The organism is Bifidobacterium tissieri, from assembly GCF_002259645.1.
Taxonomy (GTDB): domain Bacteria; phylum Actinomycetota; class Actinomycetes; order Actinomycetales; family Bifidobacteriaceae; genus Galliscardovia; species Galliscardovia tissieri.
In genome coordinates, this window is sequence record NZ_MWWV01000003.1 from 200,598 (window position 1) to 213,512 (window position 12,915).

Annotated in this window: 9 protein-coding genes; 6 read left to right on the forward strand and 3 right to left on the reverse strand. The window is 61.6% G+C overall.

The window, feature by feature from the left end:
- Positions 1-62 precede the first annotated feature (62 nt).
- Together BTIS_RS02375 and BTIS_RS02380 are read left to right on the forward strand one after the other, a co-directional pair.
- Entirely contained in the window at positions 63-1,337 is a 1,275-nt protein-coding gene (locus tag BTIS_RS02375; RefSeq protein ID WP_094662298.1) for an MFS transporter, read from the forward strand.
- Positions 1,338-1,420: 83 nt separating this feature from the next.
- Positions 1,421-2,557 carry an alpha/beta hydrolase gene (locus tag BTIS_RS02380; protein ID WP_094662300.1) on the forward strand — a complete coding sequence of 379 codons (1,137 nt, stop codon included), beginning with the start codon at positions 1,421-1,423 and terminating at the stop codon, positions 2,555-2,557.
- A gap of 77 nt (positions 2,558-2,634) precedes the next feature.
- Here the strand turns inward: BTIS_RS02380 and BTIS_RS02385 are convergent, their stop codons facing one another.
- Positions 2,635-3,774 (reverse strand): LacI family DNA-binding transcriptional regulator, encoded by a 1,140-nt coding sequence (locus tag BTIS_RS02385; RefSeq protein ID WP_094662302.1) that lies wholly within the window; start codon positions 3,772-3,774, stop codon positions 2,635-2,637.
- 159 nt (positions 3,775-3,933) lie between these two features.
- Between BTIS_RS02385 and BTIS_RS02390 the strand changes: the two genes are divergently transcribed.
- Positions 3,934-5,337 carry an MATE family efflux transporter gene (locus BTIS_RS02390; protein WP_094662304.1) on the forward strand — a complete coding sequence of 468 codons (1,404 nt, stop codon included), beginning with the start codon at positions 3,934-3,936 and terminating at the stop codon, positions 5,335-5,337.
- Positions 5,338-5,346: 9 nt separating this feature from the next.
- Here the strand turns inward: BTIS_RS02390 and BTIS_RS02395 are convergent, their stop codons facing one another.
- A complete protein-coding gene (locus BTIS_RS02395) occupies positions 5,347-6,360 on the reverse strand; it encodes a LacI family DNA-binding transcriptional regulator (RefSeq protein ID WP_094662306.1) in 1,014 nt (337 codons plus the stop codon).
- Between the two features lie 177 nt (positions 6,361-6,537).
- Here BTIS_RS02395 and BTIS_RS02400 point away from each other — a divergent pair, with 177 nt between their 5' ends.
- Both BTIS_RS02400 and BTIS_RS02405 read left to right on the forward strand, forming a co-directional pair.
- Positions 6,538-8,103 carry a hypothetical protein gene (locus BTIS_RS02400; RefSeq protein ID WP_094662308.1) on the forward strand — a complete coding sequence of 522 codons (1,566 nt, stop codon included), beginning with the start codon at positions 6,538-6,540 and terminating at the stop codon, positions 8,101-8,103.
- Positions 8,104-8,277: 174 nt separating this feature from the next.
- Positions 8,278-9,720 carry an MFS transporter gene (locus tag BTIS_RS02405; RefSeq protein WP_094662310.1) on the forward strand — a complete coding sequence of 481 codons (1,443 nt, stop codon included), beginning with the start codon at positions 8,278-8,280 and terminating at the stop codon, positions 9,718-9,720.
- A gap of 243 nt (positions 9,721-9,963) precedes the next feature.
- Here BTIS_RS02405 and yddG read toward each other — a convergent pair whose 3' ends face one another.
- The gene (gene yddG, locus BTIS_RS02410; RefSeq protein ID WP_094662312.1) at positions 9,964-10,956 is read right to left on the reverse strand and encodes an aromatic amino acid DMT transporter YddG; all 993 of its coding nucleotides are present in this window, start codon (positions 10,954-10,956) and stop codon (positions 9,964-9,966) included.
- A 266-nt stretch (positions 10,957-11,222) separates the two neighbouring features.
- Here yddG and BTIS_RS02415 point away from each other — a divergent pair, with 266 nt between their 5' ends.
- Positions 11,223-12,743: an MFS transporter gene (locus BTIS_RS02415; RefSeq protein WP_094662314.1), complete on the forward strand. Its 1,521-nt coding sequence runs from the start codon at positions 11,223-11,225 to the stop codon at positions 12,741-12,743.
- Positions 12,744-12,915: the final 172 nt, after the last annotated feature.

Genomic DNA, 12,915 nt, shown 5'->3' on the forward strand with positions numbered 1-12,915 from the left:
TCGAACCGCCAAGAACGCCGCCCATGCCGGACCGTAATAGTCAATACATTTAGGAGAGAGTAATGACTACGCAAACTACCGTAGGCGTCAATCAGGACGCCAAGGCCGCCGAGCCCAAGTTCAATCTCATGCGATGGATGGCCGGCTATCTGGCCTTCTGGATCATCATGTCGATCGGCTTCGCCATGGTCAGCCAGGTGCTGCTGCCGCAGCGCATCAAGGATCTCGGCGCGGAGAACCCCACCGCGGTGCTCGGCACTATGACCGCCGTCGGCTCGATCGTCGCCCTCGTGGCGAACATCATCGTCGGCGCGCTGTCCGATCTGACCAAGTCGAAGTTCGGCAAGCGCACGCCGTGGCTGTTCTGGGGCGCTTGGTTCTCGCTCGGCTTCTACTTCCTCATGGGCAACATCGGCATCATCGCCGGCCTGACGCTTGTGCTGTGGCTGAGCAAGATCGGCTTCAACATGATGAACTCGCCGATCTACTCCACTGTGTCCGACCGCGTGCCGGAACAGTACCGCGGCACCATCTCGTCCGCCATCGGCTTCGGCAACACGCTCGGTCTGGCCATCGGCGCGTTCGTCGGCTCCTACTTCGTCAACTCCGTGCGTTTCGGCTTCACCATCGCCGCAATCTGCATGTTCGTCTCCGCCATGCTGTTCCTGCTCATCATCCCGCGCGAGCCGAGCAACAAGAACGAGAAGACCGAACTCAAGGAAGGCAGCGTCTGGAAGCACGTCGTCTACTCCTTCACCCCGCCGGTCAAGGGCGCATCCGACTTCTGGAAAGCGTTCTGCTGCCGTACGTTCCTGCTGCTGGCCATCCAGATGCTCGCCGGCTACTGGCTGTACATCTGCCAGGACTACATCGGTCTGGAGAAGAACGCCGCTGCCAAGGTCGTCTCCATGATCGCCGTCTTCCAGATGATCGCCTCGATCGTGGCCATGATCGTCGGCCCGCTGTCCGACCGCATCCACCGCCGCAAGCCGATGGTCGTGCTCTCCGCATGCCTCGCCATGATCGGCTTCGCCGCCCCGATCATCATGCCGAACATCACCGGCATCTACTGCGCCGCCGTATTTGTGGCACTCGGTCAGGGCATCTTCATGTCGATCGATCAGGCACTGAACGTGGACGTGCTGCCCAGCAAGGAGAACGCTGGCAAGGACCTCGGCTTCATCAACGCAGCCACCACCGCCGGCCAGTCCGCCGGCATGGCGCTCACCTCCGCCATCGTGACCGCCACCGGCACCTACGACTACATCTTCCCGATCGCCATCGCGATGAGCGTGCTCTCGATTATCTCGGTGCTGCTCATCAAGAAGGTTCGCTAGTCGTCTGGCACCGACTTCGCCTCGGCTCCTCTCTCTTCCGGAGGGGAGCCTTCGGCATATCATCACCCAGCAAAGGAGCAATCATGAACCAGCCGAATCCCCAGAATCAGCAACAACCCCAGCCACAGCCGCAACCGCTCGCGAACTCACCGTTGCAATCCACCGTCATCACGCTTAACGAAGATCGCAACGTCACCCTGTCCGTCTACCTGCAGGGCGTCGGCGACCGATTCCGCATCGGTACGCGCCCAGCCGTCATCGTCATCCCCGGCGGCGGCTACCAGTACTGCGCCGAACACGAGGCCGAACCCGTCGCACTCGCCTTCATGCGCGCCGGATACCACGCGTTCGTACTGCGCTATTCCGTGGCCGAACACGCCGGCTGGCCCAACCAGCTCGACGACTACGAACAGGCCATGTCGTTCATCCGCGCCCACGCCGAGGAATGGGGAATCATCCCCGACCGCATCGCCGTATGCGGCTTCTCCGCAGGCGGTCACCTCGCCGGTGCGGCCGCCACCATGTCCAGCCCGGCCGCCCGACCCAATGCCGCCATCCTCGGCTACCCGGCCCTGCTCGGATCCTCCATCCAGGGCTGCGATCCCGCCGCACCCGACGTGGTCGACGCCGTCGACGTCACCACCTGCCCCTGCTTCGTATTCGGCACGCGCGACGACGCGCTCGTATCCGTCTCCAACCTCATCTGCATGAGCGAGGCGCTCGCCGACAATGGCATCTCCTTCGAATCGCACATCTACGCATTCGGTCCGCACGGCTTCGGTGCCGCCACGCCGAGCGTGACCGACGTCAGCAAACTGTCCGGCCGTGCCCTGCGCTGGCTCGACGACGCCCTCGACTGGCTCGGCGAGATCTTCGGCACACTCACACTGAACGGCATGACCCAGCCGCGCTGCCTGCCGCATGTGAGCGCCGACTACGAATCGTCGTTCTCCCTCGACTGCACATTCGGATACCTGCGCACCAACGAGCAAGTGGCCGCCGTGATGCGCCCGTTCCTCGACTGGTTCGACGAGCATTACCTCGAGGTGGCCGCCAGCATCGGCCCCGCCATGCTGCATCTGGCGACCACACAGGGCAAGCCGGGATTCTACGCAATCGGCGACGCCCGAACCATGCGCGAGATCCTTGACAATACGCCGTTCGACGACGGGTATGCGGACGATCTCGCCGCCGCGCTCGCCGCGATCGACAAGCAGTAGAGCGGTAGTGGGTTGATGCTGTTGACCGCGATTGGTTGCTGTACGGGCGACTGATCGCGGTTTTTCGTCTGTCGCCGTTACATCATCGACGACGCCGGTGCCGCGGCGATCGAATCACGTTTCACGAATTCGGATTGCATGCGGATCGGCGTCAGATCGCCGTCCGACACATGCAGCAGACGGTCGATGATACGGCTCGCCGTGGCCTCGCCCAACGCGCGGCGAGGCACGCGGATGCTCGACATCTTCGGCGTGCAGATTTCGCATTTCGGGGTGTCGTCGATGCCGATCAACGACACCTGCCACGGCACGCGCAGTCGATGCGCCTCCAGAAACAGCATGAACGCATACGCCACGTCGTCGTTGAACGCGATCGCGGCCGTGGTCGGCCGTGCCAGATACGCGGCGAATGCGTCCGCCGATCGTTCGTCCACCGGATAGGCGCATGGCGTGCGCCGGAATTTCAACCCCTCGCGCTTGCATGCGGTGATGATCGCGTTCGTGCGCAGACCGTTCTGCCACGAACTGTCCGGACCGGGCAGATACGTGACCTGCTGATGGCCAAGACGTTTGAGTTCGCGTACCGCATCGGCCAGACTCGGCCCGTCGTCCGCGTACACCGACTGCACACCACCGACGATACGATTGATCACGGCCAGCGGTCGTACCTGCGCCACCTTGCGGATCGTGGCATCCGACAGTCGTGACGCACTGAGAATAATGCCGTCCACATGCGGGATGCTGCGTTTGATGATCGCCAGCTCACTCGCCTTGTCCTCCTCCGTATCGCATACCATCAGACCGAAATTCCGCGCCGCGCATGCGCGCTGGATGCTGCGTGCGAACTGCGCCGACACCGGATTCTCCAGATCGGTGACCACGAGTGCGAGCAGCCCGCGCAGATGCTTCTCCTCGCGGGGAATGATCGATTCACTGCGATAGCCGAGCCGCTTCGCCGTCTCGAGTACGCGGCCCAGCGTCTTCACGTTCACACGCGACGGCTGACGGAACGCACGCGACACCGTGGTAGGGGAGACGTTGGCCGCCGTGGCCACATCCCAGATCGTCACCGGATCGACAGCGGTCGTGCTGTGGGGTGTGGTCGCACGGTCCTCATCCCGTGCGTCACTGTTCGCCGCGTTATCGTCTGTTGCGGTATCGTTCGCTGTGTTGTCGTCTGTTGCGTCATTGCTGATCACGTCATCGTGTGTACCCATATCGCCATCGTAGCCAATAATGTCGTCAGAATTGGAAAATCATGGAAAATGAACGATGCTGAGGCGGGTCGTCCGTCAGGATTTGTATAGGCCATGTACGGTCGTACCATTCAACGAGGAATACGGCTCAACGAGGAAGACGACAATGGGAGGGGAATCATGTCCGAATCGACAGAACGGAACAAGCCCGACGAATCCGCCAAGCACGACTCCACCACCGATCTCACCGTTGGCAGCCCGCTGCTGCGCATCCTCATCTTCTCCATTCCGCTCGTACTCGGCACATTGTTCCAGCAGATGTACAGCTTCGCCGACGCGGTGATCGTCGGCCGACTCATCGGCGACGACGCCCTCGGCGCGGTCGGCGTCACCTACCCGCTCAACTTCCTCATCCTCGGCTTCGTGCAGGGCGCATGCATCGGCTTCTCCATCCCCGCCGCGCAAAGCTTCGGTGCCAAGGACGAGCGCGACTTCCGCCGATTCATGTGGAACGGCGCATGGCTCGGCGTGATCCTCTCGGTCGTGTTCACCGTCGCCATGGTCCTGCTCGCCAAACCCATGCTCGAACTCATCGGCACACCCGCCGAACTGCTCGACATGGCCGTCGCCTACATCGTCGTCATCTTCCTCGGCATCCCATCGGCCATCCTCTACAACCATTCCGCGGCCCTGCTGCGTGCGGTGGGCGACTCCAAGCACCCGTTCTACTTCCTGCTCGTCGCCTGCGTGGTCAACATCGTGCTCAACTACACGTTCATCGGCGTGATCGGCATGGGCGTGATCGGTTCCGCGCTCGCCACCGTGATCGGGCAGACGTTGTCCGCCGTGCTCAACTGCTGGTGGGCGTTCACGCGGATCGACATCTTCCAGGTGCACCGCGACGAGATGGGCTGGTCCGGCCATCACATCGGCCGACTCTGCTACGTGGGTCTGCCGATGGGATTCGAATATTCCGTGTCCGCGATCGGCGCCGTGGTGATGCAGGACGCGATCAATTCGCTCGGCGCGGCCATGGTCACCGCACAGACCGCGGGCGAGCGCATCCGTCAGATGTTCACGCTGCCGATGGAAAGCGTTGGCATGGCGATGGCCACCTACGCCGGTCAGAACTATGGCGCTCGACGACTCGACCGCATCAAGCTGGGTCTGCGTGACGGTGTGATCATCCAGGCCGTGTACTGCGTGATCGTGTGGGTGGTGATCTTCCTGTTCAAGGCGCCGATGTGCCGGTTCGTGCTGGGTGACACGAGCCCGACGGTGTTCGATGGCGCGGTGCAGTACCTGTTCATCATGAGCTGCTTCTTCATCATCCACGGCTCGCTGATGATCTTCCGCAACACGTTGCAGGGCATGGGCTACAGCACGCATGCGATCGTCTCTGGCGTGGGCGAGCTGATCGGCCGCTGCCTGGGCGGATGGCTGACCATCATCGGCGGCGGCTACCTCGCCGTCTGCTACTCGAACCCGCTGGCATGGGGACTCGCACTGCTGTACTGCATGGTGATGGTCACCGTACTCATCCGTCGCAAGCGCCGCGACCACGATTTCGCCGCCCTCTCATAGTCGGGGAATTCAACGATCCGCCGGTCCGATGCTCGCCTGCGGCAGGAACGACGTGGCGCAGTGCCTGATCGGGGCGGCTCCGGGATCGGCCGCGTGCAGAATCCGATCGATGCACATGGTGGTGCCGGTCTCGATCATCTCGCGTCTGGGGATGATGATGCTTGCCAACGGCGGTTCGAACATCTGCGCCAGTCGAGTGCCGTCGATGCCTATCACCGACACCTGATCCGGAATCCGCACGTCGTGTTGTTTGAGGAACGCCATGAAACCGAGGGCCATCACATCGTTGTAGGCGATCACCGCCGTGGTTGGATGGTCGAGAAAGTCCTGAAAATCATGCCATCCGCCGCGATAGGTGGGTGCCTCGCACTGCATGCGCCGCACCTTGATGCCGCGCCGGGCGCATAGTTGCGCGACCAGCTGCCATCGGTGCCCCTCCTGCCAGGAGAGCGTAGGGCCGGCAAGATATGTGATCGATCGGTGCCCGAACGCGTACAACTGATCGATCGCGTCATCCAGACTGCTGTCCAGATCCGGAATCACGCACGGCAATCCGCCCACGATGCGATTGATCACGGTGACCGGCTTGAGCTGTGCGGACTTACGCAGTGCGGTGTCGGACAGTCTGGGAGAGATGAGCACCACGCCATCGGTGAGCTGCACGGCATTGCTGAGCAGCCGCTTCTCCTGTGCGACGTCCTCTTCGCTGTCGCTGACGGTGACGGAGAACCCGCGGCGGATTCCGGTCGATTGCAACGTATGAATGGCCGTGGTGAACGCGGGATTGTTGATGTCCGGCACGATGGCGGTGACCATGCCGTGCAGTTGCTCCTCTCGGAACGAGTCGACCTTGTCGGAGCGGTAGCCGAGTTCCTTCGCCACGAGGAGCACGCGTTGCGCGGTCTTATAGTTCACCCGTCCCGGGCGCGACAATGCGCGGGATACGGTCGCCGGCGAGACCCCGGCCACGGCCGCGACCTCGTCGAGCGTGACCTTTTTCGATTTGTCTGATCTCTCACTCATTGTTGCCTATTGTAACGATGGGGTATCGGCATCGGCATGGGTATCGGTATTGGCATCGGTATCGTCGGACCAACTGCAAAGCGTGGAAAGAAAATCCGATCCATTGCAATCCACCGTATCGTCGATACCAGAGACGGGCAATGCAGACCGTCTCCCATTCCAAGGAAGGAAACATCAATGGCAACGATATCGTTGGATGTCGGGCTGCTGAAGCAGATTCGCACGGTCGACCCGCTGATGGCGTCATACAACATCGAAATGACCGAGGTGACCGGCGGCACATTCTGGAAACGCTATACGCCGGGACAGATCGCCGGCACGGAACCGTTCGTATTGCACGGCATCGCCGACCTGCAGAACAGCATGGAACCGTATCCGCCCAAGGATCTGCGCAACGCCCGTCTGCTCGCACTGGCCAAGGCGATCGGACCGGCCTGGGTGCGCGTGTCCGGCAGCTGGGCGTCGAACACCTACTACGACTTCGATGGCACGACCGGCGGCAAGGCGCCGGAGGGCTTTTCCAGTGTGCTGACCCGTGACCAGTGGGAGTCCGTCCTCGACTTCGTCAAGGCGATCGACGGCCGTCTGCTCGTGTCGGTGGCCAACAGCGCCGGCGTGCACAATACGCCCGACGGCAGTTGGGACCCGGCGCAGGCGAAACTGCTGTTCGATTTCAGCCGCGACTATGGCGTGCCGATCGCGGCCGCCGAGTTCATGAACGAGCCGAACATTCTCACCCCCGACAATTCGCCGCTCGCGTCGGGCTACGGCATGATCGAGTACGCGCGCGATCAGGACGCGTTCTTCCGCTTCCTGCGCGAGAACTATCCGGATGTGCTGTGCGTCGGACCGTGCGCTTCGGAGATCGGCGGGCCGCATGTGCCGCACAGTACGGTCAATGCGCAGACCAACGCCGCCGCGGGCAATGCGCTCGCCTCGCTGGACGCCTTCAGCAGCGACGATCTCATGCCGCATCTGCGGGAGCGCGCCGACGTGTTCAGCTACCACTGGTACAACGGCATCTCCGAGCGTGGCGCAAGCGTGCTCGGCAACCATTGGGACGCGTCGGAGGCAATGGGGAAGGACTATCTTTCGGTCGCCGAGGCCGCCTGCCGCCGGTACCTGCCGATGCGCGACGAATACATGCCGGGCGCGCCGATGTGGATCACCGAAACCGCCGACGCCGGACTTGGCGGCGACACCTGGGCGTCCACGTACCTCGACGTATTCCGCACCGCCTGCGAGCTGGGCGTGTTCGGTGAGCTCACGGATGGTGTGATCTTCCACAACACACTCGCCTCGTCCGACTACGGATGGCTTGATTTCGGCGACTTCTTGCCGCGGCCCAACTACTGGTTCGTGCTGCTGTGGAATCGTCTGATGGGCACGACCGTGTATGGCGTGGATGAGGGTGTGCTTGGCGCCGGTGGTGTGTCTGGCGATGGCGATGCCACGCTTGGCGATTTCGTGCACGTGTACGCACGGTCGCGCAAGGACGGCCGTGACGGCGTGGCATGGCTGATCGTCAACAGTTCGACGACTGAATCGATTGACGTGCACGGCGTCTCCGGCGGCTGGGTCTACCAGCTCACTGCCGACGATCCGCATGCGCGCGAGATCCGGCTCAACGGGCGTCCGTTGGCCCTTGGTCCTGACGACGAACTGCCCGATCTGGTCCCCGACACCGTCTCCGACGACACTGTCACCCTGCCTCCCGCATCCATCACCTTCCTCGTGCGGTAGGTTTTCTCCGGCATTATCCGGCTCTGCTTCGGAACCGGGACGGACCATTATTCATGATCCCGGTTCCTCTCCACATCGCGGGAATATCTCGACGACTGCGATATTCCCGACGATTCCCACCGCAATATCCGCAACGATCTCAACATCCCCAACGATCTCAAAGGAGAGAGAATAATGAGTTCCCCAACGTCCGGCGCCGCAGTGCGCCCCTTCGGCATGCGTGACAAAGTCGGCTACATGTTCGGTGATTTCGGCAACGACTTCATGTTCGTGCTGGCCAGTTCGTTCCTCATGGTGTTCTACACCAAGGTGATGGGCATTCCCGGTGCGGCGGTAGGCCTGCTGTTCCTGATCGCACGTATCATCGACGCTTTCGCAGACGTGACTGTGGGCATCATCGTCGATCGCTCGCCCAATACTCCACGAGGCAAGTACCGTGTGTTCATGATGAAGATGGCCGCACCCGCCGTCATCTTCTCGTTCCTGATGTATCAGTCGTTCTTCGTGAATTCGTCCATGGGCGTTCGCATGGCGTACATGTATGTCACGTACATCATCTGGGGCATTCTGTACTCCTGCGTGAACATTCCCTACGGTTCCATGGCATCGGTGATCTCGCCCGAGCCCGCGCATCGCACCAGTCTGTCGGCATTCCGTTCCGTGGGCGCATCCTGCGCCGGTCTGGTCATCGGAGCCGGTACGCCGCTGATCATTTATGAGAAGGATGCCGCCGGTAACCAGATCATCCGCGGTGGTGAAGGCTCTAACATCTTCATGTGGGTCTCCCTGGTATTCGCCATCTGCTCCTTCCTGTGCTACTTCATCTGCTACAGCCTCTCCACCGAGCGAGTGAAGGCGGAGGACCACCATCAGGCCGATGCCGAAGCCGAACGCAAGTCCATCATGCACATGGTGTCCAGCGCGTTCTCGTCCCGTTCCATGGTCGGCATTCTTGGTTCGGCGCTCGCCCTACTCATGGCCATGCTGTTCCTTGGTCAGATGGTCAACTACCTGTACGCCGACTACTTCCACAATGTCGGTGCGTTGTCGATCGTCAGCATTCTTGTCAGCTTGACCGTGGTGGTGCTCGCCCCGTTCGCCGGACCGTTGGCGAAGCGTTTCGGCCACAAGACCATGGCGGTCAGTGGTGCTCTGCTGGGTACGATCGGCATGTCGGTGCTGTACTTCCTGCACACGCAGAACGTGGTCGTGTTCTCGGCGCTGTATGTGGCCACGTACTTCGGCATCGGCCTGTTCAACGTGATCTGCTGGGCCATGATCACCGAGGTGATCGACGACATCGAAGTGAAGAAGGGCATGCGTGAGGACGCTACCTGCTACTCCGTGTACTCCTTCGCCCGCAAACTCGGCCAGGCATTCGCCGGCTGGTTCTCAGGCGCGGCCCTCACTTGGATCGGTTACAAGGAAGGTGCCACCGCGGTGCAGTCGCAGGAAACGCTTGACGGCCTGTACCGGTACGCCACCCTGCTGCCTGCGGTCTTCTTCGCGATCATGCTGGTTGTGCTGATCTTCGTCTACCCGCTGAACAAGAAGCGCGTGGATGCCAACGCCGCATTCCTTAAGGCCAAGCGTGTGGCGGGTGAGACGGAGGCCTGATCCTGTCATCCGGCGTCTTGCCGCTTACACAACGTCTGCGGCTTCACAATCTCACTCCCCAATTCCAACCGCGACTCCCTTCCTCGAAGGAAGCCGATGACACCGGCGACTGAGGAATTGCCAGGTTCCGCCTTCCGAGGCGCGCCTCAGTCGCCAAAGCCCCTTCCGTACCTCCCTCGGAAGGGGCTTTTTCTGTTTGGGGCTATTGTTACGGTCATTCCGACCGCGCGCTGTTCTTACCAATCACCGCTTCTGCAGCAGCCAGTTGAGCACGGAACCGGCGGCCACCAGCAATGCGCCGAACCAGAACGGCAGCGACAGGCTTAGATGCAACAGCAGCGCGCTCGCGCCCACCGACAGCACCGGCGTGGCATAGGACGCCACGGCCATCGTTTCCATGCTGCCGTGCAGAATGCCGTATCCCCAGCACGCATAGCCGCCGGCGATCGCCACTGCGGCGAATACCACCGTCAGCCATGCCGACACCGGTTGCGCGGCGATCCAGCCGCCCAGATTCCCCAAGGTGGCGGAGATTCCTGCGCCACTCGCACCATCGGCATCGTCCGAGCCGCTCGTCCCTCCGCCAACCACACTCGTAACAATGTGAATAACCCACAGTGTGCAGGTCACCAGCGGAAAGAACAGACTCGTCCCGTCATACCCCTTCGCCATCGACGGCGTGATCACGGCATAGACGGACCACGCGAACGCGCCGGCGAATGCGAGCAGATACGGCAGGGGATTGGACGCCACGTTATGCGCGGCCACATGCCAGTCCAGTCCACTGTTGCCGCCTACCGACACGATCACGCCCGCCGTCGCCACGATCGCACCGGGAATCGCATACGCCACCGCATGCTTTCGATGTGAAACGGCCGCCGCCAGCAGCACCATGAGCGTGGGCCACAGGTAGTTCACCAGACTGATCTCCACGGATTGCGCCGACGTGGCGGCCAGCCCCACCGACAGCGCGATCGACGTCTCGTAGAACACGAACAGTCCGCCACCGATCAGCAGGTATTTCCGCGGTGCCTGGCTCAGCGGCTTGGGACGCCGAAATATCAGCAGCAATATCGCCCCGCACGTGTAGATGAGCGCCGGGCCAAGCGTCGCGCTGAACGACTCCGACACCAGTCGCACGAGTCCCATCATCAGACTCCACAGCACGATCGCCATCATGCCCACGGCGGTCGCCGCGGCTGAGGAGTTCCGCTTCTTCCCAAGTTCCAGTTTCATGCCGCCATGGTATCAGCGCCCGTTTTCATGTGGCAGCGCCCGTTTTCATAAAGCCGGCGATTTACCGCCATTCCCCAATCCCCGATGTAAATCCCTGCAAACCACAATCCCCATATCCACCCCGGGCCACACTGAAATCGTGCGATCGGCAATGACGTCGGTCGTAACGCTTCGCCTGCCAGGTGGCGAAGTATCACAAGGCCAATGAAGTCGCATGACGAAGAACCACTCATGTAACGCTACGGAGAAGAAACGGATAACCAGCAATGGCAGACAACAAACATATTCCAAGCGTGTATCGGCCGCGCAAGATCACGGTCGCTCGCGCCATCGGCTACGGCATGCCCGACATGATGGGCGGTGGTGCGTTCACCCTGATCGGTGCGTGGCTGCTGTTCTTCTGGACCACCTACGCGGGACTGACCGCCATCGAGGCGGCGTCGATCCTTGCGATCGCCCGCGTGGCCGACGCCGTGATCAGTCTGTTTATGGGCGCGATCACCGACAATCTGTACCGCTTCAAGATCGGCAAGAAGTTCGGCCGCCGCCACTTCTTCCTGCTGATCGGCGCGCCGCTCATGCTGGAGTTCATCCTGATGTGGGTGACCGGCATGAGCTACTGGTACTACCTGATCAGCTACGTACTGTTCGAGCTCGTGGCTGCGATGGTGCTGATTCCGTGGGAGACGCTGCCCACCGAGATGACCGAGGACTACAACAAGCGCACGATGCTGTCCACCGCGCGTCTGGTGATCTCCTCCGGAAGCTCGTTCCTGGCCACGTTCCTGCCCGGCCAGCTGTTCAAGATCTTCGGTGAGGACAGCCCGATGTCGTACACGTTCAACGCGATCGTGTTCGCCGTGATCTACATGGTGTCCGTATTCATCGCCTACAAAACCACGTGGGAGCGTCAGATCACTCCGGAGATGGCCGCCAAGCTCGAGGCGAAGGCCAAGGAAAGTGCCGGTCGTACGTTCGGCGAGCAGCTCAAGGCATACATCGCCACGGTGAAGCTGCGCACGTTCCGCAAGCATCTGATCGTCTACCTGTGCACGTTCACCGCCAAGGACACGTTCAACGCCGTGTTCGCCTACTTCGTGGTCTCCGTGCTTGGCCTGTCCGCCGGCGTGTCCAGTGGCGTGCTGTCATTGAACATCATCGGCCTGCCGCTGACGATTCTGGTGGGCTATCTGCTGGTCAAGTTCAGCCCGCGTTGGGTGTGGTGCGTCGGCATCGTGGTGGAGCTGGTCGCGCTGGTCGGATTCTGGGTGCTGTCCGGAGCCGGCATGAACGATCTGACGATGTGGCTGTACGTGGTCGGTCTGGTATACAACATCGGTCTTGGTGCCGTGATCGCCACTCCGTGGAACGTGTTCCCGATGATTCCGGATCTCGATGAGCTGGTGTCCGGCGAACATCATGAGGGCCTGTATGCGTCCGTGATGACGTTCGTGCGCAAGTCCACGGTTGCGGTCGCCACGTTCGTGGTGGGCCTGGTGCTCACCGAAGGCGGCTACGTGGAGGGGCAGATCGAGCAGTCGATCGGCACCCAGCACACGATCACCGGCATCCTCGTGTTCGGCACCGGCGCACTGCTGGTTGTCGCCCTGCTCACCGCGGCCACGTTCCGCCTGAACAAGACCACGCACACCGTGATCAAGGACGAGCTCAACCGTCTGCGCAACGGCGGCCACAAGGCCGACGCTCCCAAGGAGACCCGAGAGCTCATCGAGAAGCTCACCGGCACCAAGTGGGAGCACATCTGGGCCACCAACCCTAACCAGTGATCGCGTGTGATCGCGTTGCACGATCATCAATAGCCGATCCGGACAACCGGATAAGTCAACCGGCCGGATCAATCAAAGACCACGGGTGCCGTCATTCTCTCTCCTGACGGCATCCGCCACCATCCTCGATCCTCATCATCCTGAAATCATCTCATCAACCAACAAAAGGACC

What these genes read in the sequence shown, in the direction of transcription:
- BTIS_RS02385 (WP_094662302.1), bottom strand. Translation starts at nt 3,774, where the DNA reads ATGGGTACACACGATGACGTGATCAGCAATGACGCAACAGACGACAAC.
- BTIS_RS02375 (WP_094662298.1), top strand. Translation starts at nt 63, where the DNA reads ATGACTACGCAAACTACCGTAGGCGTCAATCAGGACGCCAAGGCCGCC.
- BTIS_RS02405 (WP_094662310.1), top strand. Translation starts at nt 8,278, where the DNA reads ATGAGTTCCCCAACGTCCGGCGCCGCAGTGCGCCCCTTCGGCATGCGT.
- BTIS_RS02395 (WP_094662306.1), bottom strand. Translation starts at nt 6,360, where the DNA reads ATGAGTGAGAGATCAGACAAATCGAAAAAGGTCACGCTCGACGAGGTC.
- BTIS_RS02415 (WP_094662314.1), top strand. Translation starts at nt 11,223, where the DNA reads ATGGCAGACAACAAACATATTCCAAGCGTGTATCGGCCGCGCAAGATC.
- BTIS_RS02400 (WP_094662308.1), top strand. Translation starts at nt 6,538, where the DNA reads ATGGCAACGATATCGTTGGATGTCGGGCTGCTGAAGCAGATTCGCACG.
- BTIS_RS02380 (WP_094662300.1), top strand. Translation starts at nt 1,421, where the DNA reads ATGAACCAGCCGAATCCCCAGAATCAGCAACAACCCCAGCCACAGCCG.
- yddG (WP_094662312.1), bottom strand. Translation starts at nt 10,956, where the DNA reads ATGAAACTGGAACTTGGGAAGAAGCGGAACTCCTCAGCCGCGGCGACC.
- BTIS_RS02390 (WP_094662304.1), top strand. Translation starts at nt 3,934, where the DNA reads ATGTCCGAATCGACAGAACGGAACAAGCCCGACGAATCCGCCAAGCAC.